We start from the raw sequence: 22,637 nt of genomic DNA, 5'->3' as shown, positions 1-22,637 counted from the left end.
CTCACTATGGTGTGCCGGTGGAACCGTTCGTTGGCAGGCAGGCCGAGCTGGATCTCCTGACCGGGGTGGTGGCCACGGCCGAGGCCGGGATCACCGTGGTGGAGGTCGTCGGCGAGCCCGGTATCGGCAAGTCGCGGCTGCTGTACGAGGCGGGCCCGCGCGCGGCCGCACAGGGTTTCACGGTCCTGACCGGCCGGGCGGGGGAGTTCGAGCAGGAGCTGCCGTTCGGGGTGTTCCAGGACGCCCTGGCCGACCGTTTCCCGGTGCCTGCCGACGATTCGCCCGGCGGGTGGCGGGCGCTGCACCGGGCGGTGTCCGCCGTGCTGACACCGCGCACCGTGCTGGTACTGGATGACCTGCACTGGGCCGATGAAGCCTCGGTGCACCTGCTCGCGCACCTGAGCCGCCGCCCGCCGGCCGGACCGCTGGTGCTGTGGCTGGCCCACCGGCCCCGGCAGCTGCCGGACAAGCTGGCCGCGGTGCTGCACGAACCGTGGACCGCCCCGGTCCACCGCGTGGAACTGACCGCCCTGGACTACTCCGCCGCCGAGCAGCTGCTCTCCGACGTGCCCCAGCCGCAGCGCCGCAGCCGCTACACCGCAGCCGAGGGCAACCCGCTGTATCTGGGCATCCTGGCCCGCACCGCCGGGCCGCACACCGGCACCAGGGCGCTGCTGGCCGAGTTCGGCCAGCTGTCCGACCGCGCGCGGCTGGTCGCCCAGGCCGCGGCAGTGCTCGGCGACCAGGTCGAGCCGGAGCTGGTCGCGGTCGCCGCCGACCTGACCCCGGCCCAGACCGAGGCCGCCGCGGCGGAGCTGTTCACCGCGGACCTGCTGCGCGCCACCGGAGCCGGGGCCCGGGTCGCCTTCCGGCATCCCTTGCTGCGCAACGCGGTCTACCACTCGGCCAGTCCGCTGTGGCGGGCCGCCACGCACGGCCGGGTGGCCGGGGAACTGGCCAGGCGGGGCGCGGGGGTCGGGGTGCGCGCCCCGCACCTCGCCCGCTCGGCCGCGGTCGGGGACACCCAGGCGCGGGAGGAGCTGCGCGCGGCGGCCAGGGAGGCCCTGCCGGTGGCCCCGGCGACCGCGGTGAGCTGGGCCCAGGCGGCGCTGGACCTGCATCCTGCGCCTGCCGACGAGGTGGGCGGGGAGCTGCGCCTGGAACTGGCCCAGGCGCTGGCGCTGGCGGGTCGCAGCGCCCAGGCCTGGGAGCTGGCCAGAGCCCTGATGACCGAACCCGCGCTGCGGCTGCGGGCGACCGCGCTGTACGCGGGCACGAGCCTGTCCTTCGCCTGGGCGGAGGAGACCACCGAGACGCTCTACGCCGAACTGGACCGCGAGCCGGACCAGGACGACCTGCTCACCGCCATGATCGCCATGCACCTGGCCGTGCTGGAGCTGTCCCAGTTCAAGTTCGCCGAGGCCGCCGAGGTGGCGGCGCTGGCCCTGCGACGACGTCCGGCCGGGGCGGACTGCCCGGTGCGCTGCGCGGCCCTGGCCATGCTGGCCATGACCCACCCGCAGCTGGGGCGGGTGCGCGAGGCGGTGGAGTTGCTGGCGGAGTCCACCGAGATGTTCGACCGGATCAGCGAGGCCGACCACCGGGCGTTCTTCTGGATCGGCCACGCCGCACCGATCACCGAGATCTACGGGCACCTCCGGCTGGACAGCGGATTGCGCCGGTTGCGGCAGGAGCTGGTGGTGATGGAGCGGACCGGCAACGTCACGGGCAGCGCGGGCATCTACGGCTACAGCTCCGTCGGCCAGGCCGCGGCGGGGCAGCTGACCCAGGCCATGGCCTCGGCGGCGGAGGCACTGGAACTGGCCAGGCTGGACGGGGCGACCCCGCTGCTGGAGGCGGCGTTGTTCTTCCAGGGCATGGTCGCGGTGGACTGCCTGGACCTGGACACGCTGACCCGGGCCTACCAGGAGATGTGCGCGCTCCCCGAGCAGGGCCCGGAGGTCCGGCGCCTGCCCCTCGCACTGGGCATCGAGCTGCTGCGCCGGGGTACCACCGGCCGGGGCGAGGGACTGGCGCGGGTGATCGAGCGCATGGGCGGCCCGGCGCTGCCCCAGCTGCTCTACCGGATGCGCCTGCGCGCCTATGCCGAGCTGGCCGAACTCGGCGAGCCGGGCGACTGGGCGGACCGCGCGGAGGAGCTGGCCGAGGAGGTGCTGCCGTGGAGCCTGGGGTTCGCCGCGCTGGCGCGGGCGCACACCCTGCACCAGGCCGGGGAACTGGGAACGGCCCTGGCCCGGGCCGAGGCGGCGGCGGAGATCTTCGTGGCCACCGGGCAGCGGCTGCAGGCCGGCCGGGCCCGGATGCTGGCCGGACTGATCCACGGCGCAGGCGGCAACCGGTCGATGGCACTGTCCGAACTGGACAGTGCGGCGGCGATTCTCGCCCTGTGCGGGGCAGACCGGTATGTCGAGCTGGCCACCCGGCACCAGCGCAAGCTCGGCCGCCGCGTCCCCGCACCGGCCCCGCACACCGCCCGGCACTCCCCGCTCGGCCTGACCCGGCGGGAGGCCGAGATCGCCGGACTCGTCGCCAGGGGGGAGAGCAACCGGGCCATCGCCGAACGGCTGGTGGTCAGCGAACGCACCGTGGAGACCCACCTGGGGCGGATCTACCGCAAACTCGGCGTGTCCTCGCGCACCGCGCTCGTCGCCCGGCTCCCTCGCCCGTGATCACCCGGTACGACGCCACGGTCCGGGAATTTCGCTACGCCCTGTAGTGAAATTAGGCTGTTTGGCGTATTTCCCGGCCTTCGTCAGCTCGGATACCGTTTCTTTCCGGAGGGGAGAGTTTTCGGCTCGCGCTCAATGGGGGAAATTCCGCGAGCAATTCCGCGTGCCCGCATTCGTGCCGGCCAAAACCGCCCAGGTTGATCTCCTGGCGGTCGGTTGTATGGTCGAGTTCTCCGGGATCTTGCTGAACTGCGGCAGTCGAATCCGATTCCTCCGCAGCGTCTGAAACAACAGAGGGGATAGCTCCATGAATGGCACTTCGCGCTGGTCGAGAATGCTTGGAAAATTCGCGGCGTTCGCCGGCATGGTCGTGGTCGGCGGCCTCATCGCCGCCGCCCCGGCCGCCGCCGCTCCGGTGCCGGCGGCACCGCTGTTCTCGGGCTGGATCTGTGCCGGCACACCCGTTCCCGCCGGTCACGTGATCACCTCGATCCGGCAGGACTCGGGCTGTGGCGGCCGCAGCTGGTTCGTCCGGCTCCCGGAGAACGGCTTGTGGATCTGCGAATCCTCGGTGCCGATCCCGTCGGGGTACGTGGTCACCGCCATCCGGCAGGACTCGGGCTGCCTCGGCAACAGCTGGTTCATCCGATTCGGCTGACCGGTCCGGGCGGAGCCCCCAGCTCCGCCCGGCCGGTGAACTGCGGCAGCCGGACCCGATTCACCCGCCGCGCTTGAGACAACAGAGGGGATAGCTCCATGAATGGCACTTCACGCTGGTCGAGAATACTTGGAAAGCTCGCCGCATTCGTCGGAACGGCCGTGATCGGTGGCCTCATCGCCGCCACCCCGGCCGGCGCCGCACCCGCCGCCGCTCCGGCGCCGGTCGTCGCCGCCACCCCGGCCACCCCGGCGGCACCGCTGTTCTCGGGCTGGATCTGTGCCGGCACGCCTGTTCCCGCGGGTCATGTGATCACCTCGATTCGGCAGGATTCGGGCTGTGGCGGCTACAGCTGGTTTGTCCAGCTCCCGCAGAACGGCTTGTGGATCTGCCAGACTCAGCTGCCGCTTCCGCCGGGGTACGTGGTCACCTCGATTCGGCAGGATTCGGGCTGCGCCGGCTACAGCTGGTGGATCCAGTACCCGCAGAACGGCATGTGGATCTGCCAGACCCAGCACCCGCTCCCGCCGGGGTACGTGGTCGTCTCGACCAGGCAGGACTCGGGCTGCAACGGCTACAGCTGGTTCATCCGACTGGGCTGACCGGTTCGGGCGGAGCCCCCAGTTCGGCCCGATGTGCGCCCGGCCGGTGCAGGACATCAGCTCCGGCCGGGTGCACAGCGCCGCGATCAGCGCGCACCTGTGGGGGTTGGGCCGCAACGTGATCCGCGGCGTGCGCGACGTGCTCGGCCGCCGCGAGGCCATCCACAGCCGGGACGTGGCCGTGCTGAGCGAGCGCTGCCGTCTTGACAGCCATCAGTCGGTGCCAAATACTCGGCACCGACTGATTGGAGGCGAGCGATTGGGTGCGAATGATCGCCGCGCGGTGTCCAACCCGCTGGGACTGGCGGTGCTGGGGTTGCTGATGGAGTCGCCGACGCATCCCCATGCCATGGCTGCCACCCTGCGCGAACGGGGCATGGATCGGGCGTTCAAGGTGACCACCGGTTCGCTGTACGACGTGGTCCGGATGCTGGAACGGGCCGGGTGGATCGAGGCCCGGGAGACCGTCCGGGTGGGTGCCCGACCGGAACGGACCATCTATCAGCACACCGCGCCGGGGCGGGCGGAGTTCGTGCGCTGGGTGGATGAACTGATCCGTACCCCGGCCGAGGAGTACCCGAAGTTCCTGTCGGCGGTCAGCTATCTCGGCGCGCTCGGGCCGGATGGCGCCGCGGCGGCGTTGCGGGAGCGGGCCGACCGGATCCGCGCGTCGTTGGCGGAGATCCGGCAGGGGCACCGCGAGGTGCTGGCGGCCGGCGAGGTGCCGCGCCTGTTCGTGGTGGAGGCCGAGTACGCGGTGCGGATGCTGGAGGCCGAGCTGAGCTGGGTCGAGGAGATCACCACCGAGATCACCACCGGCCGGTTGGCCTGGCCGGAGCCGGTGACCGGCTGGGTCCGCGCCAACTCGTGACGCCCCAGCAGGACCGGGAATCTGAGGGACGGCGACCGAAGGAATGTCGGCGCCAGGAACGGAGGTTCGATGCAGGTCATGGTGGCCGGGGCGGGCCCGGCCGGGTTGATGCTGGCGGCGGAACTCGCACTGGCCGGGGTCGAGGTGGCGGTCGTGGACCGGCTGCCGCAACGATCGCCGTTCTGCCGCGGCTTCACCCTCAATGCCCGCAGCCTGGAACTGCTGGACCGGCGCGGCATCGCCGACCGCTTCCTGGCGGAGGGCCCGACGGTGCCCTACGGCATGTTCGCCGACCCGGGCCGGCCCCTGGACCTGAGTGCGATGGACACCGATCACCCGTACGTGCTCGGTATCGCGCAGACCCGGGTCGAGGAACTCCTGGAGCAGTGGCTGGCCGAGCTGGGTGTGCCGGTGTCCTGGGGGCACGAGGTCATCGACCTCGAACAGGACGGCGCCGGGGTTGACGTGACCGTCCGGGTCGGCGGCGAGCAGGAACGCAGGCGGGTCGACTACCTCGCCGGCTGTGATGGCAGCCGCAGTGTCGTGCGGAAACGCGCCGGAATCGGCTTCCCAGGCACCGCGGCCACCACGTACGGCCTGCTCGCCGACGTGGAGCTGGCCAATCCCGCCGACCTGCCGTTTGGGATGACCGACGGCGAGCACGGCACGGTGTTCGTGCTCCCTCGGCCCGGCTACGTGCGGATCGTGCTCGACGAGCCGGCCCCGCCCGCCGACCGCGACGAACCGGTCCGGCCGGCCTACTTCCAGCAGGTCCTGAACGAGGTGCTCGGCCACCCGGTGCAGTTACGCAATCCGCGCTGGCTCACCAGGTTCTCCGACGCGGCCAGGCAGGCGGACCGCTACGTCGCGGGCCGGGTCGTGCTGGCCGGGGACGCCGCGCACATCCACCCACCGGCAGGGGCGGTGGGGGTGAACGTGGCGCTGGCGGACGCGGTCAACCTCGGCTGGAAGCTCGCCGCCACCGCACTCGGCCGCGCGCCGGACGGCCTGCTCGACAGCTACCACCACGAGCGGCACGAGGCCGGGGCCCGCGTGCTGCAAACCACCCGCGCCCAGATGATCCTCGCGCGCCGTCACCCGGACCTTGATCCGGTCCGGGACCTGTTCGGGAAACTCACCGACCTGCCCCCGGTCAACACCTATCTCGCCGAACTGGCCGCCGGAGTGAGCACCCGGTACGACCCCAGGATCCCCGGTGCACACCCGTGGCTGGGCACACTCGCACCGAACCTGAAGCTGACCCTAGGCGAACGGCACACCAGCGTCGCCGAACTGCTCCGGCCCGCCCGCCCGGTGTTCCTCCACCTCGGCGACCGCGCCCTGCCGAGCAGTGCGGACGGCGGAGTGGACACCCACCACGCCCGCTGTCCCGAACACGCCGAACTCGAAGGCATGCTGATCCGCCCCGACGGACACACCGCCTGGATCTCCACCACGACCGACCCACAACCCACCGACAGCCTCAGCACCGCCTGGTCCACCTGGTGTGGCGCCCCCGCGTTCTCCCCGCCCGGACTGGACGAGCACACCGATCAGCTCGGTCAACGGCGCACCTGATAGCGCAGGTGCAGCACCCGGTCGCCCTGGATCACCACGTCAGGATCCGCCAACAGGTGCTGCGCGTGGACCGACCCGAAGTAGCGCTTGCCGGACCCGAACACCACGGGTGCGACGTCCATGCGCACCTCGTCGACCAGACCCGCGGCCAGCACCTGGCCACCGACCTCGCCGGCGGCGACCTCGACCAAGCGGTCACCCGCAAGCTCCCGCGCCTTGGCCACGGCTGCCTCGACGCCGTCGACGAAGTGAAACGGCGCCTCGGGGTCCCAGCCCTCGGGCGCCGGCCGGTGCGTCACGACGACCACGTGGTCGATCCCGCCCGGCGGCTTCCCGTCCCAGCCCTCCGTCAGGTCGAAGACGCGGCGGCCGGCGATGGTCACCCCGATCTGGTCCCAGTACGGCCGGGTGTAGTCGTAGGAGGTCTGCGACACCTTCAAGAAGCCGCTCTCGTCCAACGGGACCTCACCGCTGGACAACCAGTCGAACAGCGGTCCGGGCTGGTCATTCTCATCCGCGATGAAGCCGTCCACCGACACCGAGGCATACATCACTACCTTGCCCACGGGGCTCTCCTCTGCGTTGGGGTGCCCCCAAATTAGCGTGTCGTGAGCTGTCGCTCTGGCAAGAAATCAGTCGGCGGGCATCGGTGACGGCCATGGGTCGAGCCGTTCCCGGGTGTCGGTTTCCCCAACCTGCAGGCGCCACAGGGAAGCGTAGAGGCCGTCGCGGGCCAGGAGTTCGTCGTGGGTGCCCTCTTCGGCCACCACGCCGCCCCGGTCCAGGACCAGGATGTGGTCGGCGTGCCGGATCGTGGACAGCCGGTGCGCGATGACCAGCAGGGTGCGGTCGCGGGCGAACTCGTGCAGGGCGCGCTGGATGGCGGCTTCGGTGTCGTTGTCGACGGCGGAGGTGGCTTCGTCGAGGATGAGGATCGGGGCGTCCTTGAGCATGGCGCGGGCCAGGGACAGGCGCTGGCGCTGGCCGGTGGACAGGGTGGCGCCGCGTTCGCCGATCGGGGTGGCGTACTGCTCGGGCAGGGCGTGGATGAACGGGGCGGCCTCGGCCGCTTCGGCGGCGCGGTGGACGGCGGCGGGCGGGGCGGTGAAGGTGCCGTAGGTGATGTTGTCGGTGATGGTGCCGTCGAAGAGGAAGGCGTCCTGGGCGACGAAGCCGATGGCCTGGCGCAGATCGCGCAGGCGCAGGGTGCTGATGTCCTTGCCGTCCAACAGGATCGTGCCCGCGTCCGGCTGCTGGAAGCGGAGCAGGAGTTTGGCGATGGTGGTCTTGCCCGAGCCGGTGGTGCCCACGATTGCGGTGACCCGGTGCGGGGCCACCCGCAGGGACAGGTTCCGCAGCACCGGGGGCCGGTCCGGGTAGGCGAAGGTGATGTCCCGCAACAGGATCTCGCCGCGGACCGCGGTGACCGGCAGGGGGCGGCCGCTGCCGTTGGGTTCGGTGGGCAGGGCGCGCAGCCGCAGGATGTTGTCCAGGGCGACCACCGAACGCTGGTACCGGTCCACCGAGTCGCCCAGGGTGCGCAGTTTCCACAACACCTGCAGCGGCAGGCTGATCAGGGTGCTGAAGACCTCGAAGCGCAACGGCCCGGCCAGCACCGCCCGTCCGCCCAGCAGCAGGATCCCGGCCAGGGACACCGTGGCGCAGCCGCGGACGGTCTCGGCGTAGGCGGCGACCTCCCGGTCCGAGCGTTCGTCACCGCGCCGGTACTCCTCGCTGAGCGCGGCGATCCGGCGGATCTCGTAGTCCTCGGCGCAGAAGCTCTTCACCGTCGCGTCGGCCTCGATGGCGTTGACCACCTGGCTGTTCAGCCGGGCCGAGCGTTCGCCCGCGGCCACGAAGTGCGGGGCCACCTCCCGCTGGTAGTGCAAGGAGAGCCCGGCGATGACCGGCACCGGCAGGAAGGCGATCCAGGCGACACCGGGGGCGAAGATCAGGAAGGCGGGCACGGTGATCAGGAAGCTGGTCACCAGCTGGGTCATCTCGTGCGCGGAGGTGGCCAGGAAACGGCCCAGCGCCTCGATGTCCTCGGTGAGCACCTTCGCGATCCGGCTGCCGCGCTCCTGTGTGACGTGCTGGGTGGACAGGCGTTGCACGTGCGGGTGCAGTTCGGTGCGCCAGTCGTGGCGTACTCGGTGGGCCAGGTTGCGCCACAGCAGGCCCGAGCTGAAGGAGAGCACCGCGACCGCGACGCAGACCAGCGCGGCGAGTCCGGCCAGCAGCCACAGCTGGGCGGTGGCGGTGACCAGCCCGATGCGCACCAGCAGCAGGCTCTGGCCGCGGATGAGCACCACCGCGACCCAGCCGATGAACACCGCCAGCGTCAGGTCCATCACCTGGCCCAGCGCGGAGAGCACCGTGGCCAGGTAGAACCGGCCCCGGTGCCGGCCCACGATGCGCAGCAACGGGCGGCGCACCCCGGCGGCGGCTCCGCGGGCCCGCTTGGCCCGCACCCACGCGCGCCGGATGATCACCGCGGTGGCCAGCAGCACCAGGCCGAGGCCCACCAGTGGCGAGGGCCGCAGCACCAGGCCGAGCACGGCGGCGCCGCAGGCGATGGCCAGCGCGCGGGCCAGCCGTCCGCGCCGGCGCGGACGCACCGGCGCACCCGTGGTGGGCTGGGCGGGGGCGTGCAGCAGGGCGACCGCGCGCTTGACCACCGCGCGCACCCGCCGGCCGACCGTCTCGGCGGTCACCTCGGGATCGTGACGGAGCAGGAGCCTGCCGGTCACCGGATTGGCGCGAATTACCTGAATTCCGGGGGTGGCGTCCAGGCTGCGCGCCACATACTCGGCCAGTCGTGGCCGTCCCAGCAACACGCCGATCTCCCAGCGCTGACGCCCGGGAACGACTGACCGTGGTTGTGCCGCCGCGGTTTCCATGAACAACAGCCACCGGTTCCCTAGCGTGCCACGCCTATGACTGATCCGCGCCCATTCGGGTCAATTGGGCGATACCGATGTGCCCGGGGACTGTTTCCTGACCTTCGGCTTGACCGGTTCGGCCTCGGTCAGGTCGGCGGTCGCCTCGGCAGTGAGGTCGGAGATACCCTCAGCCGCTTTCGCCGCGGCCTTCCGCACCTCCATGACCAACCCCACCGAGGCGCGGACCACGCCACGGACCAGGGGTTTCGCCACTTTGGCCGCGAGCGGCGCGGTGACCAGCCCGATCAGGAACGGGGCGACGGCAGGCAATGGCATGGCCAGGTCCATCCGTTCTTCTGGGTTTCCGAAATGCGCTGACTCCGAATTTCGACGCTAGTACCGGCTGTTGATCGAGTCAACACCCGTAACGGGCGGTGTGGATCATGACCTCTCTGATTAAGTGCATTCGCCGGGCCTGGGATTTCGCCGGTTCGGACTAGTCAGCCCGATTCCGATCGTGGTCCGGCTGCGCACAGTGGTGCTTTTCCGGCGCTGGTCACGAAGACACACTCAGCCGATTGTCCTGAACTGGTGAGCTTGCTCTACTTGATTGCACTGCGGGTGTCTCACGAATACGGAGGACGGCAGTGTCCCTCTCACCGGTCAACCGGCAGAGCAATGCCGATGCCCTGGCGAAGATCAGGACCGTCATCGCGGGCGGGGTCAGCAGCGGTATGCGGATCGACGCCATCCCAGCGCCGCTGGTGGTGCGCCGGGCCCAGGGTTGCCGGGTCTGGGATGTGGAGGACAACGAGATCATCGACCTCAACATGGGCTACGGCTCGCACCTGTTCGGCTATGCCGACACCGAGGTGCTGGCCGAGGTCGGCGAGCAGTTCGCGCTCGGCCACCTCACCGGCCTGCCGCACGAGCTGGACACCGAGGCCGGGGCGCTGATCGCCGAGCTGGTGCCGGGCATCGAGCAGGTGCGCTTCGCCAACTCCGGCACCGAGGCGGTCACCTCCGCGCTGCGCCTGGCCAGGGTGAGCACCGGCCGGTCCCTGGTGGTGACCTTCGAGGGCCACTACCACGGCTGGAGCGAGACCGTGCTGCGTGCGGGCAAGGCCGTGGGGCACTTGCGGGAGGGCTCGCCGGAACAGGTGCGGCCGGGCGCCCCCGGCATGATCCCGGAGGCCCTGGCGCACACCGCGCAGCTGCCGTGGAACGACCACCAGGCCGTGCGGGACCTCTTCGCCCGCGCCGGCCGGGAGATCGCCGCGGTGGTGCTGGAACCGGTGCTGGTCAACGCGAACGTCATCCCGCCAGCGCCCGGTTTCCTGGAGCTGCTGCGGGAGCTGACCACCGGCACCGGCGCGCTGCTGGTCTTCGACGAGGTGATCACCGGCTTCCGGGTGGCCAGCGGCGGCGCGCAGCAGCGCTACGGCGTCGAACCCGACCTGACCGTGCTGTCCAAGGTGCTCGGCGGCGGGTTCCCGGTCTCGGCCTTCGGCGGCAGGCGGGCGGCGATGCGGCTGCTGGCGGCCAACCAGGCGCACCACGCCGGGGTGTTCGCCGGCAACCACGCCGCGATCCGCGCGGTCGTCGCGCAGCTGGGCAAGATCCGCCGCACTCCTGGGGTCTATGCCGAGCTGGAACACCTGGGCGGGTACGCCGAGGAGGGCGTCCGGGCCCTGGCCGAGGCCGAGGGCCGCCGGGTCCGGGTGGCCAGGGTCGGCTCGCTGGTGTCGGTGGCGCTGCTGCGGCAACCCGTGCCGCCGGCGGCGGGCTTGCGGGAGCTGGCCGCCGCGATCGACTTCGCCGCCCACCGGCGCTGGCAGATCGCCGCGCAGAAGGAGGGCGTCTACTTCCACCCCAACCCGATGGAACCCTGGTTCCTCAGCACCGCGCACACCAAGGACGTGCTCGACAAGGTCCTCGCCACGCTCGGCCGGGCGCTGGCCGGGGCCAGGTGAGCGCCCGCGCCGAGCTGCTGGCCACCCTCCGGACCCAGGCGTCCCGGCTGGGCGAGCGGCCATTGCTGGTGGCCGGGGAGCGCGGTGTCAGCGGCACCGAGTTCCTGGCGCTACTGGCCGAGAAGGTGCACCGCTACCAGGGTGCGGGCATCGGCGCGGGTGCGGTGGCGGGCATCCAGGCCTGGCCACCGGCGGAGTTCCTCAGCGACCTGTTCGCGGTGATCGGCACCGGCGCGGTCGCGGTGCCGTTGCCGCGCAGGCTCACCGCGTGGGGTCTGGAGCGTGCCGAGGCGCTGCTGCCGTTCACCCATCTCCTGGTGGCGCCCGGCACCGGCTTCGGACTCGGCCCGGTCGTGGCGCACGCCGGTGGCCGGGTGCTGAGCCTGAACACCGCCCGCTCCGGCGAGGGGCCACGGCAGGCGGCCACCGCGCAGCTCACCTCCGGCACCACCGGCCGCCCCCGGGCCGCGCTGCGCACGGCCGCGGCCCTGCTCGCCGAGGCCGCCGCCTACCGGGACACCCTGGAGCTGGACGACGGGCAGGTGCTGGGCTGCGCGGTGCCCCTGCACCACGCCTACGGTTTCGGCCTGTGCGCGCTGGCCGCGCCGCTGGCCGGGGTGTGCGTGCACCATCTGTCCGCCGAGCGGCCGCGGGTGCTGCTGCGGGAGCTGGCCGGGCGGGGCATCACCCTGTTCCCCGGGGTGCCGCCGATGCTGCGGGTGCTCGCGGGCGCGGCCACCACCATGGTGGGCACCGATTTCCTCACCGCGGGCATGCCACTGGACGCCCGCACCGCGGACCTGGTGACCGGCCGGCTCGGCGCCCGGCTGGGGCAGGTGTACGGCACCACCGAAACCGGGCCGATCTGTGTGCGACCGCCCGGCGCGAACCCGGCCAACGGCGCGGTCGGCCCGCCGCTGCCCGGGGTGGAGGTGCTGCTGGCCGAGCCGCCGGTGGCCGTGCTGACCGCGGGCGGGCTCACCGGCGCCGGTCTGGTCACGGTGCGCTCGCCCGGCCTGATGTCCGGCTACGCGCACGACACCACGCCCTTGACCGGGCATTTCACCACCGGCGACCTGGCCAGGTGGTCCGGCGGCGAGCTGGTGCTGGCCGGCCGGGTGTCCACCTGTCTCAACGTGGCCGGGATCAAGGTCAGCCCGGAGGAGATCGAGGCGGTGCTGCTGGCCTACCCCGCCGTGTCGTCCTGCCTGGTGTCCGGAATGGACGATCCACTGCTGGGCCAGCGCATCACCGCGCTGGTCACCCCGGCGACCGTGGACCTCGCCTCGCTGGCCGCGTTCTGCCGGGAGCGCCTGGAACCGGCCCTGCTGCCACACCGCCTCACCGCGGTGGACTCGCTGGCCACCACCGAGACCGGCAAGGTCCTGCGGGACCAGCCGGTGTAGGCCGTGCACCCCGTGCTGCTGGTGCACGCGCTCGGTGACACCGGCGCGGGCTGGCGGCAGCTGCGCACCGTGCTGGCCGCGCCGGGCCGCCAGGTGCTCACCCCGGACCTGCGCGGACACGGCGGCACCGCGGCCGGGTACACCGCCGCGCTGGTGTGCGCGGACCTGATCGCGGTGCTGGACCGGCACGGGCTGGCCCAGGTGGACGTGGTGGGCCATTCCCTGGGCGGGCACGTGGCCACGCTGCTCGCCCAGCGGCAGCCACACCGGGTGCGCCGCCTGGTGCTGGAGGATCCGCCACCGCCGCCGAGGGATGACCGGGACGCCGCCGCGATCCGCGCCAGGGCCCAGCCGCTGACCGCGTTCCTGCGGGACCGGCGGGGCCGGGTGGATCCCAGGGCGGTGCGGGCCTTCATCGAGGAACTCCGCGAACCGGACCCGGACTGGTGGCGGCGGCTGGCCGTGATCACCGCGCGCACCCTGGTGATCAGCGGCGGCCTGGACAGCCCGGTGCCGCCCGCCCTGCTGGCCAGGGTCGCCGCCACGATCCCGGACGCCCGGCTGCTGGCCGCCTCGGCCGGGCACCACGTGCACCAGCGCCGCCCGGAGTTCTTCGGCACGGTGGTCTCGGCGTTCCTGGCCTGATCACACCCCGGCGAGCCGGTAGGCGGTGGTCACGATCTCCTGCAGGGCCAGTGCTTCCCCGGCGGTGACGACCGCGCCGGGGCCGGATCCGGTGACCGTGTTGAAGAAGGCGGTCAGCGCGGCCAATTCGGGCCGTTGCCGGCTCACCTGGACCGTGCCGTCGGCCAGCCGCAGCTCACCCCGCCGGAAGTCCAGTAGGTGCGGGCCCGCCGGGGTGTGCGCGGTGAGCGCCATCGCCACCGTGCGCGCCGCCCGGTCCAGCCGCAGCACCGCGGGCACCCCGTCGAAGGTCATCCGCAGCTCGGCCCGGTCCTCCACCGCCCCGCCGCTCAGCGAGCACCCGTCCACCCTCGGCGGCCCGAACACGGTGACCAGCACATCTAGGGCGTGCGTGCCCAGGTCCAGGAGCACGCCGCCCCCTGCCAATTCACGGTCCTGGTGCCACGGTGTGCAGGCGCGCCACAGGCGGTCGCCGGGCGTGCTCATGGTGAATTCGATCCCGGTGACCACGGTGTCCCGCACGGCCGCGGTGAAGGCGGGCAGCAGTTCGTGGAAGCGGTAGGGCAGGTTGACCCCGACCAGCGGGTCCCCGTCGGCCCGCGCGGCCAGCAGCCGGGCCTGGTCGATCCGGGCGGCCAGGGGTTTCTCGCACAGCACCGCCACTCCGGCGGTCAGCGCGGCCAGCGCGGGCGGCACGTGGTCGTGGTTGGGCGTGCACACGGTGAGCACATCCGGCTCGGCGCGGGCCAGCACCTCCCGCACCGAGCCGCCGACCCACACCCCGGGCTGCCCGGCGAAAAGCCCGGCGGCGCGTTCCGGGTCGCGGTCGCACGCGCCGACCAGCTTCAGATCGGGCCGGGCGGCCAGGAACGGCAGGTGGTAGCGCTGGCACACCCGCCCGCAGCCGATGATCGCGACCCGGATCATCGGCTGGCGGCCGGGGCGGGGGACTGGCAGGCCCGCTCGATCCGGACGGCGAAGTCGGGGAAGGCCGCGCCGAGGTGGCGCCGGTCGTACTCCTCGACCAGCCCGCGCAGCGCGGTGTCCAGCCGCTCGGCCAGGTCCGGGCCGCCCAGGTCGGCCAGCAGCAGCCCGGTGTTGAGGAAGGCCACCAGCAACCGGTCCAGGCTCTGGTCCCACCGGCGCAACCGGCTCAGCAGCGGCCGCACATCCGCGCCGGGGCCGCCACGCCGGGCCCGGACGGTGTCGGCGATGCGCTGGGCCAGGAAGGGGACCTCGTTCTCCTTGCGGTCGTTGATCTCGGAGCTGACCGCGCTCCACGCCGACCACAGGTCCTCCACCCGGTCGTCGGCCACCCGGTACTCCCGCCGCGCCTGCCGCAGCACCTCCCAGGCCACCCCGTCCACCCCGGGGATGTCGGGTTCGCCGTAGGTGCTGACCTTGTCGTAGATTTCGGTGCCCCGCAACGCGATCGCCCGGTTGATCAGGAAGAACGGGTTCTCGCACTCGTGCACCCTGGCGGCCACGATGAACTCCAGGTTCTGCCACAGTTCGTCCACCGTGGTGCCGGGTTCGATCATGATCCAGCCGGGTTCGAGTTCGATGCGTTCCTGTTTGAACATCCGGGCGGCGTCGAAGTTGTAGTCCACCGTGGTGCCCTTGCGGAAGCGTTTCATCATGCCCGGCGAGCCGGACTCCATGCCCAGCAAGGCCAGCTCCATGCCCGCCCGGCGCAGGGTGCGCAGCGCCTCCCGGTCGATCAGCCCGGTGTCCACCCGGAACTCGCAGTGGAAGTTGACTTTCAGGTTGCGCCGCAACACCTCCTCGGCGAACCCGACGGCGTGCTGGTAGCCCTCGCTGAACGCGCCGCCGAAGTTGTCGTCGTTGAACCAGACGAACCGGGTGCCGAATTCCCGTTGCAGGAACTCGATCTCATCCACCGCGTCCACGATGGGCCGCACCCGCCACGGGCCGCCCTCCACCCCGGGTTGCCTTGGCGCGTAACAGAAAGTGCACTTGGCGTGGCAGCCGCGGCTGGTGTAGGTGGAGGCGCGCGGGGTGGGGATGCCGGTGGCCCGGTGGTGCAGCAGCAGGTCCCGCGCGGGCCAGGGTTCGGTGGCCAGGTCGGGTAGTTTCGGCGGGCCGCTGGTGCTGACCCGGCCATCGCGCCAGAAGTACAGGCCGGGCACCTGCTGCCAATCTCGTCCGGCGGCAAGGCAATCCAGCAAACCCTCCGCCGTCAGCTCGCCCTCGCCGAAGGCCACGCAGTCGGCCTCCGGCACCCGTTCGGCGATGAGTTTGGCGTTGTAGGTGCAGAAGGCGCCGCCGATGGCCACGAACACCGCAGGGTCAGCCGCGCGCACACAGCGCAACAGCCGCACCGCGTCCACGATGTGCAGGTCGTACATGATGCTGATGCCGACGAACATCGGGCGTTCCTGGCGTACCAGCGCGGTGATCGCCTCGTCGCTGGGGTTGCGGCCGTGCAGGTTGAGCGCGGTCACCGAGTAGCCGCGGTGGCGCAGGTGCCCGGCGATGCAGGCCACACCCAGGTTCTCCCGCACCCGCTTGTAGAACAGGCGCATCGCGGGGTCCAGGCGCAGGTATTCCTCGTCGTTGATCAGCACGTTCTGGTTGTTCAGGCTGGCGGCGCCGGTGGAGATCTCCCGTGGCGTCAGCAGGACCACGTCGGACATGCTCGCTCCTTGGATGTCAGGGCCGGGTCAGCCGGTCAGCGCGCGGATGCCGCAGCGGCGTTCGGTGTCGGCGGCGAACTCGGGGAAGGGCAGGCCGAGATGGCGCCGGTCGTAGTCGGCCACCAGTTCCCGTAGCTGCGCGTCGGCGCGCTTGGCCAGTTCGTCCTCGCCGTCCTCGGCCAGCAGCAGCCCGGTGTTGAGGAAGGCCAGCATCAGCTGTGGCAGCTCCTCGACCCATCGGCGCAGCAGGCCGAGTAGCGGGCGCAGCCCCTGCTCACCCCGGGCGCGGCGCTGCCTGGTGGCGTCCACGATGCGCTGGGCCAGGAACGGCAGGCGTTCCTTGCGGTCGCTGACCTCGGCGCTGACCTCGCTCCACACCGTCCACAGGTCCTCCAGTCGCGGGTCGGCCAGCCGGTACTCTCGCCGCGCCTGGCGCAGCACCTCCCTGGCCACCCCGTCCACCCCGGCCAGTTCCGGCGGCAGCGGATCGGCGACCTTGTCGTACATCTCGGTGCCCCGCAACGCGATGGCCCGGCTGAAGAAGGAGAACGGGTTCTCACTGACCGCGATGTCGGCGGCGATGATGAACTCCAGGTTCTGCCACAGTTCGTCCACCGTGGTGCCGGGTTCGATCATGATCCAGCCGGGTTCGAGTTCGATGCGTTCCTGTTTGAACATCCGGGCGGCGTCGAAGTTGTAGTCCACGGTGGTGCCCTTGCGGAAGCGTTTCATCATGCCGGGCGCCCCGGTTTCCAGGCCCAGCAAGGCCGAGGTCATCCCGGCCCGGCGCAGCGTGCGCAGCGCCTCGCGGTCGATCAGGCCGGTGTCCACCCGGAATTCGCAGTGGAAGGAGATGCGGATGTCGCGGCGCAGCAGTTCCTCGGCGAAGCCGATGGCGTGGTGGTAGCCCTCGGTGAAGGCGCCGCCGAAGTTGTCGTCGTTGAACCACAGGAACCGGGTGTCGAATTCCCGTTGCAGGAACTCGATCTCATCCACCACGTCCTCCGGCGGCCGCACCCGCCAGGCGTTCCCGGAGACCCCGGGAGCCCTTGGCACATAACAGAAAGTGCACTTGGCGTGGCAGCCGCGGCTGGTGTAGGTGGAGGCGACCGGGGTGCGGATCCCGGCCGCGCGGTGCCTGCGCAGCATGTCCCTGGCCGGCCACGGTTCCTCGGTGAGCACGGGTAGTTTCGGCGGCCCGCTGGCCCGTACCCGGCCGTCTCGCCAGAAGTACAGGCCGGGCACCTGCTGCCAGTCCCGGCCGGCGGCCAGGCAGTCCATCAGCCCCTCCGCCGTCAGCTCGCCCTCACCGAAGGCCACGCAGTCGGCCTCGGGGAGGAGTTCGGCGATCAGCTGGGCGTTGTAGGTGCAGAAGGCGCCGCCGATGGCCACGAACACCGCCGGGTCAGCCGCGCGCACACAGCGCAGCAGCCGTACCGCGTCCACGATGTGCAGGTCGTACATGATGCTGATGCCGACGAACACCGGGCGTTCCCGGCGGATCAGGTCGGTGATCATCTCATCGCTGGGGTTGCGGCCGTGCAGGTTCAGCGCGGTCACCGAATAGCCCCGGTGGCGCAGATGCCCGGCGATACAGGCCACCCCGAGGTTCTCCCGGACCTTCTCGTAGAACAGGCGCATGGCGGGGTCCAGGCGCAGGTATTCCTCGTCGTTGATCAGCACGTTCTGGTTGTTGACACTGGAGAATCCGGTCAGGATCTCCCGTGGTGTCAGCAGGACCGCGTCCGCCATGCTCGCTCCCTTCCCGGTTCAGGCCACGCCATGACTGTCCTCTGTGGACATTGGGGGCGCGGTGAGGACCATGGCCGCGCTGCTGCCGCCGTAGCCGAAGTTGCTGACCAGCACCGAGCGCACCGCCCGCCGCTCGGACCGCTGGAGCACCCGGACCCGGTTGGCCTCCAGCGCATGGGTGAGTCCCGGGGTGCCGGGCACGGTGCCCTCGCGGATGGCGCTGATCGCGACCGCCAGCGCCGGGAACGCCGAGGCGTGCAGCAGGTGCCCGGCGGCGCCCTTGTGCGAGCTGAGCGGGACCCCGTCCCAGCCGAGCTGGTCCCCGACGGTCTCCAGCGCGAGCAGTTCGGCCGCATCGCCCTGCTGGGTGCCGGGCGCGTGCCCGTGCACATAGTCCACGGTGGCCAGGCCGGCCATGGCCAGCGCGGCCCGCATGCACTGGGCGCCGACCTCGGCGTGCAGCCGCCGCCGGCCCGCGCCGCCGACCCGGCAGGCGATCCCGCCGAGCACTGCCGCCGGGGTGTGTCCCCTGGCCGCGGCGTGCTCGGCGGTCTCCAGCACCGCGACCCCGGCGCCCTCGCCGATGGTGAGCCCGGCGCGGTGCAGGTCGTAGGGCCGGGCGGGCCTGCTGCTGGAGGTGCGCACGGCCTCCATGGCGGCGCAGTCGTAGCGGTTGAGCGAGGACACCCCGGTGACCACGGCGATCTCGGCCAGCCCGCAGCGCAGCCACTCCCTGGCCATGGCCAGACTGAAGGTCCCCGAAGCGCAGGCGTGTGCGAGCACCGCCGCCGTCCCACCCGGCCCGACCACCCCGTCCCCGCGCCAGCCGGGTTCCAGCGCGATCTCCCGGACGTGCTCGGGCGCCCCGGCCCCGGCCAGGTCCGGCACCACGCCCACCGCGGTCAGCAGCGCCCGCTCGGGCACCCGGGACAGCCCGGCCCCGGCCAGGGCCTCCCGCACCGCCAGGTCCAGCAGCACCCGCCGCCGGGGCACCCCCGCCGGTGCGGTCACGGTGGTCTGCCCGACCATCTTGCTGCGCAACCGCACCGGGTCGAACCGGGTCAGCGGGACCAGCGCGCGCTCACCGGTGAGCAGCCCACGCCAGAACCGCGCGACGCCGTTGCCGTAGGCGGTGACGAGCCCAAGCCCGGAGACCACCACCGCGGATCCGGCGCCGCGCGCGGTGTCCCCGGTGACCGGCCCGCGGAGCAGGCGGAGCAGCACGCTGCCGGGTGCGGTGTCCTCGGCAGGCGGTTCGGGCACCGGGCTGCCGCCGGGACTGACCAGGGTGCCCACCACGAGGTAGGCCCCGTGCCGGGGGTCGTGGGTGATCTCGCAGACCACCATGGCCCGGTGCCAGCCGGTGGCCACGGCGGCCCGGGCCCAGCGCAGTGCCTGGCAGGTGGCGGTGCGCTGGTTGATCAGCACGTAGGTCGGCCCGTCCCAGTCGCTCTGCTCGGCGAACTCCTGGACCAGGTGCGCGGGTTCCGGCGAGATCGCCTCGGTGGGCCGGAGCTTGCGGCCCTCGTGCTCGGCCTCCTCACAGCGGTTGACGAACGCCGCGGTGGCCCGCGCGCCGTAGTCCGGGGCCGCCAGCACCACCGGCAGACCGGCCAGCAGCGCCCGGGGGAGGGGATCGAGCAGGGCGCCGAGAACGGCGGAGACCACGCCCGGCACGGTGTCCGCGGTGCGGCCACCCGGTGTGCTCAGCAGGGCCGGGGCGGTGGAGCCCTGGACGAGGGGGCCGAACCCCGCCGCGCTCACCGGACCGCCTGCCGGGTCAGCGCCGAGGCCAGCTCGCCGGGCCCGATCCGCCCGGACAGGAACTCGGCCACCCTGGCCAGCGGTGGCCGTCCGTGCCGCGCTGCTGCCAGGGCCCAGAACCGGGACAGGTCCTCGCCGGTAGTGCGCCGGGCCAGCGGCAGGTGGTACGCCCTGGCGGGCAGCAGCCGGAAGTCCGCGCCGATCTCGGCCAGGCGCAGGCCCAGTTCCAGGTCCTCCCCGCCCCACAGCTCGCCGAAGTCCTCGTCGAAGCCACCGGCCCGGGTCAGCAGCTCCCGGGACATGCTCGTGCTGGTCCCCACGCACGCCAGCCATCGCAGCGCGGGGTGCCCGGCCACCGTGCGGGCCACGCCCTCGATGAACGAGCGCCTCGGCCCGAGTCTGCGGGCGAGCTGGTCCAGGGCGGGCAGGTCGCGCAGGCCGAGGGCCCGGCCGCCGGCGCCGGGCAGCACCTCGGCCGGGTGCGGTGGGTCGGGGGAGAACCGGAAGGCGGTCAGATCGGTGATCCGGCCGTGCGCCACCGTGTTGTGCTCGTGCGCGTACTGGTGTGCGGCCAGCAGATCCGGGCCGGCCAGGGTGTCATCGTCGAGGAAGAGCAGCAGCGCGCCCCTGGCCAGTCGGGCGCCGGTGTTGCGGGCCGCGGCCACACCCCGGCCGCCGCTGTGGGTCACCCGGATCGGGGGCGGGTCGGGCAGGGCGGTCAGGACCTGCTCGACCGCGCCAGGCCTCGGCGAGTCATCGACCAGGATCACCTCGTAGTCCGCGCGGCGCAGGTTCTGCTGTGCCAGGGCGGCCAGGGTCAGCAGCAGGCGGGTGGTGCGGTCGCGGGTGGGGACGATGACACTGATCATCGGCCCGGGGGAGCGGGGGAGGGCTCGCCGGTCTTCTGCGCGAGGATGTATTCGGCCAGGCCGTCGATGTTGAACAGGGTCTCCTCGGTGAGGTCCTCGTCCTCGAAGACCACGTCGAAGCGTTCCTCCAGCACCAGCAGGTATTCCAGGGCGTCCAGCGAGCTGAACCCGTAGCGGTCCACCAGGCTCACCTCGGCCAGCTCGTCCTCGGTCACCGCGGGCCGCGGCGCCCGCATCATGCGCGCGGCCAGCTCGTGCAGCTCCCGGATGAGTTCGGCCCGATCCATTCGTCCTCCTCGATGCGGTGGCGGGTCACCCCGTGGCCGGGTGGAACCGTTGCGCCAGTTGCCCTTCGGTCATCCCCCGGTAGGAGTCCATGCGGTAGAAGTGCTGGGGGTCGGCGCCGAAGCCGGTGGGGTAGTAGAAGTCGGTGGTGCACGGCACGGGCTCGGCTCGCTCCCCCCGGCGCAGCGCGGCCACCAGTGCGGGCACGTCGCAGCCGAAGTCCTGCCCGGCCCGGACGAACCAGTCCTGGCCGTGGCGGCGCACCACCGGCAGGTCCTCGGCCGGGCCGCCGTCGGGGCCGCAGCGGATCGGCTGGCACAGCAGGTCGAACCGGAACACTTCCTCCACTGTGGACAGTGCGTGCTCCGGCAGCAGCGGGCGCACCGCAGTCCGCCACCAGGCGCGCAGCACCTCCTGGGTCAGCAGCGGCCACACCGCCGCGTCCACCAGGTCACCGCGGGTGCCGGCCGCCGCCTCCCGCAGCCGGGCCACGTCCGGGTCCCCGGCCGTCTCGACCCAGTCGGCGAAACCCAGCACCACCCGGGACTGCGGGACACCGGCCAGTTCCCGCAGCGCGGTCCACACCCCGTGCAGCAGCCTGCCTCTGGCCAGCACCCGGTTCCAGCACAGGAACCGGCCCATCCGCTCGTTGTCGGCCAGGGTCATGGTGTCGTGGGCCAGCACGTACTCGAAGTCGTCCTGCTCACCGCGCACGGTCACCAGCCCGTGCTGCTCCCGCTTGTCGTGGTATTCGGTGTTGGGCAACAGCATCAGCTGGTGCACCGCGACGAACGGGGTGTGCCGCGCCGCCCGGTCGTACCCTTCAAGGAAGGAGTCCACGGTCTCGCCGGGGGCGCCCCAGATGAGTTCCAGGTAGACGTTCATCTCCCGTTCGGTGAGCCAGCCGACCAGGTCCTCCCACTCGTTGAGCCGCATGTTGCGCCGCCGCATCCGGGACAGGGTGACCTCGTCCATCGTCTGCAGCGCGAGGATGAACGAGTTGTGCATCCCGGCCTCGCGCATCTTCGCCATGATGCGGAAGAACCCGGCGGATTTGTTCTTGGCCCAGGAGGTCTCCAGGCTCTGCGGATAGCCGTACCGGGCGCGCACTTCGAGGAGGTCGTCCAGGAAGTCCTCGTCGGCGGGCAGCATGCCGAAGTTGGAGTCGCACAGCACAAGCGTGGGCGCGCGGTGCTTGCCGAGCAGCTCCAGTTCGGCCCGCAGCCGGTCCCGGGAGAAGGAGCGCATCTTCTGGCCGGTCGCGCCGCCCCAGTAGCAGAAGGAGCACTTGTACGGACAGCCGCGGTTGGTCTCCAGCAGCGCGTACGCGTAGGGGAATTCGCCGCCTGCGTCGGTCAGCGGGATGGCGCCGGAGAGGATCGGCGAGGGCAGCGAGTCCAGGTCGTCGATGCGCGGCCGCTCCGGGGTGGTGACCAGCTCGCCGTCGTCCGCGCGGAAGGAGATGCCGCGCACGCCGTGCAGCTCCCGCGGGAGGCCGCCGTCGAGGTAGGCGTGCAGCAGTTCGGGGAACACCGGCTCGCCTTCACCGTTGACCACGACGTCGACCTGGGGGAACAGCCGGAACACCCGTTCGGCCTGGTGTGCGACATGGTTTCCGCCGAAGATGACCCAGCCACCGGGGTTGAGCTGTTTGAACGTCTCGGCGAGGGCGCCGAACGCGCGATGGTTCCAGCCCAGCACGGAAAAGCACAGTATGTCCGGTAAACCGTCCCGGAAAAGATCTCTGGCCATCCGGTTCGAGCCCACGTCACCGGCATAGTTGCGAATGGTGATGTCCATTCGCTCGTGAATGCGTGTATCCGCGTCCGCGCAGGACTTGAGGTATCCCATTGCCAACGGCATGGAGGCATGTGAATTTGTCCAGACACCCTGTTGGACAAGTGTCACCCGGGTCTTCACATGCACTCCTCGCCCGCATTCGGCACGGCTCGGCATTCCCGCCAATGTAGCGCACAACCGGGCACTTCACTACCGCAGCGGAATG

At 71.8% G+C, this 22,637-nt stretch carries 18 protein-coding genes; 8 read left to right on the top strand and 10 right to left on the bottom strand.

Translation table 11 applies throughout. The features are described from left to right. Window positions 1-17 precede the first annotated feature (17 nt). The 5 genes from MZC64_RS48380 (at window position 18) to MZC64_RS41690 (ending at window position 6,399) form a co-directional block, all read left to right on the top strand. On the top strand, window positions 18-2,690 hold the full coding sequence (locus tag MZC64_RS48380; protein WP_308301128.1) for an AAA family ATPase: 2,673 nt from the start codon (window positions 18-20) through the stop codon (window positions 2,688-2,690). 334 nt (window positions 2,691-3,024) lie between these two features. Next, entirely contained in the window at window positions 3,025-3,348 is a 324-nt protein-coding gene (locus tag MZC64_RS41705; RefSeq protein ID WP_247764788.1) for a hypothetical protein, read from the top strand. 98 nt (window positions 3,349-3,446) lie between these two features. Continuing rightward, complete coding sequence (locus MZC64_RS41700) at window positions 3,447-3,950, top strand: hypothetical protein (protein ID WP_247764789.1); 504 nt, start codon at window positions 3,447-3,449, stop codon at window positions 3,948-3,950. A 31-nt stretch (window positions 3,951-3,981) separates the two neighbouring features. Then, entirely contained in the window at window positions 3,982-4,821 is an 840-nt protein-coding gene (locus MZC64_RS41695) for a PadR family transcriptional regulator (RefSeq protein WP_247764790.1), read from the top strand. Between the two features lie 69 nt (window positions 4,822-4,890). Next, window positions 4,891-6,399, top strand: coding sequence for an FAD-dependent monooxygenase (locus MZC64_RS41690; RefSeq protein WP_247764791.1), 1,509 nt, complete (start codon window positions 4,891-4,893; stop codon window positions 6,397-6,399). Here MZC64_RS41690 and MZC64_RS41685 read toward each other — a convergent pair. The 3 genes from MZC64_RS41685 to MZC64_RS41675 form a co-directional block, all read right to left on the bottom strand. Beyond that, complete coding sequence (locus MZC64_RS41685) at window positions 6,384-6,965, bottom strand: dihydrofolate reductase family protein (protein WP_247764792.1); 582 nt, start codon at window positions 6,963-6,965, stop codon at window positions 6,384-6,386. The two genes, MZC64_RS41690 and MZC64_RS41685, sit on opposite strands and share 16 nt — an antisense overlap. 66 nt (window positions 6,966-7,031) lie before the next feature. Next, window positions 7,032-9,236 carry an ABC transporter ATP-binding protein gene (locus MZC64_RS41680; protein ID WP_247764793.1) on the bottom strand — a complete coding sequence of 735 codons (2,205 nt, stop codon included), beginning with the start codon at window positions 9,234-9,236 and terminating at the stop codon, window positions 7,032-7,034. Window positions 9,237-9,359: 123 nt separating this feature from the next. Then, a complete protein-coding gene (locus MZC64_RS41675) occupies window positions 9,360-9,629 on the bottom strand; it encodes a DUF5132 domain-containing protein (protein WP_247764794.1) in 270 nt (89 codons plus the stop codon). 299 nt (window positions 9,630-9,928) lie between these two features. On the opposite strand from MZC64_RS41675, the gene MZC64_RS41670 reads away from it, so the two are divergent. Genes MZC64_RS41670 through MZC64_RS41660 form a run of 3 tightly spaced genes read left to right on the top strand, consistent with a single transcriptional unit; the run spans window position 9,929 to window position 13,305 of the window. After that, entirely contained in the window at window positions 9,929-11,254 is a 1,326-nt protein-coding gene (locus MZC64_RS41670) for an aspartate aminotransferase family protein (protein ID WP_247764795.1), read from the top strand. Further along, a complete protein-coding gene (locus tag MZC64_RS41665) occupies window positions 11,251-12,660 on the top strand; it encodes a class I adenylate-forming enzyme family protein (protein WP_247764796.1) in 1,410 nt (469 codons plus the stop codon). The genes MZC64_RS41670 and MZC64_RS41665 overlap by 4 nt, the downstream gene beginning before the upstream one ends. A 3-nt stretch (window positions 12,661-12,663) precedes the next feature. Next, complete coding sequence (locus MZC64_RS41660; protein ID WP_247764797.1) at window positions 12,664-13,305, top strand: alpha/beta fold hydrolase; 642 nt, start codon at window positions 12,664-12,666, stop codon at window positions 13,303-13,305. On the opposite strand, the gene MZC64_RS41655 is transcribed toward MZC64_RS41660, so the two are convergent. From MZC64_RS41655 to MZC64_RS41625, 7 genes are read right to left on the bottom strand one after another with little or no spacing between them, the layout of a single operon-like run. Further along, window positions 13,306-14,232, bottom strand: a complete 927-nt coding sequence (locus tag MZC64_RS41655) for a Gfo/Idh/MocA family protein (protein ID WP_247764798.1) — start codon at window positions 14,230-14,232, stop codon at window positions 13,306-13,308. Continuing rightward, entirely contained in the window at window positions 14,229-15,962 is a 1,734-nt protein-coding gene (locus tag MZC64_RS41650) for a B12-binding domain-containing radical SAM protein (protein ID WP_247764799.1), read from the bottom strand. Before MZC64_RS41650 ends, MZC64_RS41655 begins: the two co-directional genes overlap by 4 nt. A gap of 27 nt (window positions 15,963-15,989) precedes the next feature. Beyond that, on the bottom strand, window positions 15,990-17,714 hold the full coding sequence (locus tag MZC64_RS41645; RefSeq protein WP_247764800.1) for a B12-binding domain-containing radical SAM protein: 1,725 nt from the start codon (window positions 17,712-17,714) through the stop codon (window positions 15,990-15,992). Window positions 17,715-17,732: 18 nt separating this feature from the next. After that, complete coding sequence (locus MZC64_RS49000) at window positions 17,733-19,478, bottom strand: beta-ketoacyl synthase N-terminal-like domain-containing protein (protein ID WP_247764801.1); 1,746 nt, start codon at window positions 19,476-19,478, stop codon at window positions 17,733-17,735. Continuing rightward, window positions 19,475-20,347, bottom strand: coding sequence for a glycosyltransferase family 2 protein (locus MZC64_RS41635; protein ID WP_247764802.1), 873 nt, complete (start codon window positions 20,345-20,347; stop codon window positions 19,475-19,477). Before MZC64_RS41635 ends, MZC64_RS49000 begins: the two co-directional genes overlap by 4 nt. Further along, window positions 20,344-20,634, bottom strand: coding sequence for an acyl carrier protein (locus MZC64_RS41630; protein ID WP_247764803.1), 291 nt, complete (start codon window positions 20,632-20,634; stop codon window positions 20,344-20,346). The genes MZC64_RS41635 and MZC64_RS41630 overlap by 4 nt, the downstream gene beginning before the upstream one ends. Window positions 20,635-20,659: 25 nt before the next feature. Then, on the bottom strand, window positions 20,660-22,588 hold the full coding sequence (locus MZC64_RS41625) for a KedN5 family methylcobalamin-dependent radical SAM C-methyltransferase (RefSeq protein WP_282106723.1): 1,929 nt from the start codon (window positions 22,586-22,588) through the stop codon (window positions 20,660-20,662). Window positions 22,589-22,637: the final 49 nt, after the last annotated feature.

Source organism: Crossiella sp. S99.2 (assembly GCF_023094165.1).
Taxonomy (GTDB): Bacteria; Actinomycetota; Actinomycetes; order Mycobacteriales; family Pseudonocardiaceae; genus Crossiella.
Note: the sequence above shows the minus strand (reverse complement) of the source record. Positions and strands in the feature narration are given on the sequence as shown.

Bases quoted from the DNA above. Each gene is read 5' to 3' on its own strand.
- MZC64_RS41675 (WP_247764794.1), bottom strand. From the start codon at position 9,629: ATGGACCTGGCCATGCCATTGCCTGCCGTCGCCCCGTTCCTGATCGGG.
- MZC64_RS41650 (WP_247764799.1), bottom strand. From the start codon at position 15,962: ATGTCCGACGTGGTCCTGCTGACGCCACGGGAGATCTCCACCGGCGCC.
- MZC64_RS41645 (WP_247764800.1), bottom strand. From the start codon at position 17,714: ATGGCGGACGCGGTCCTGCTGACACCACGGGAGATCCTGACCGGATTC.
- MZC64_RS41695 (WP_247764790.1), top strand. From the start codon at position 3,982: ATGTGCGCCCGGCCGGTGCAGGACATCAGCTCCGGCCGGGTGCACAGC.
- MZC64_RS41625 (WP_282106723.1), bottom strand. From the start codon at position 22,588: ATGCCGAGCCGTGCCGAATGCGGGCGAGGAGTGCATGTGAAGACCCGG.
- MZC64_RS41655 (WP_247764798.1), bottom strand. From the start codon at position 14,232: ATGATCCGGGTCGCGATCATCGGCTGCGGGCGGGTGTGCCAGCGCTAC.
- MZC64_RS41635 (WP_247764802.1), bottom strand. From the start codon at position 20,347: ATGATCAGTGTCATCGTCCCCACCCGCGACCGCACCACCCGCCTGCTG.
- MZC64_RS41705 (WP_247764788.1), top strand. From the start codon at position 3,025: ATGCTTGGAAAATTCGCGGCGTTCGCCGGCATGGTCGTGGTCGGCGGC.
- MZC64_RS41630 (WP_247764803.1), bottom strand. From the start codon at position 20,634: ATGGATCGGGCCGAACTCATCCGGGAGCTGCACGAGCTGGCCGCGCGC.
- MZC64_RS41690 (WP_247764791.1), top strand. From the start codon at position 4,891: ATGCAGGTCATGGTGGCCGGGGCGGGCCCGGCCGGGTTGATGCTGGCG.
- MZC64_RS41700 (WP_247764789.1), top strand. From the start codon at position 3,447: ATGAATGGCACTTCACGCTGGTCGAGAATACTTGGAAAGCTCGCCGCA.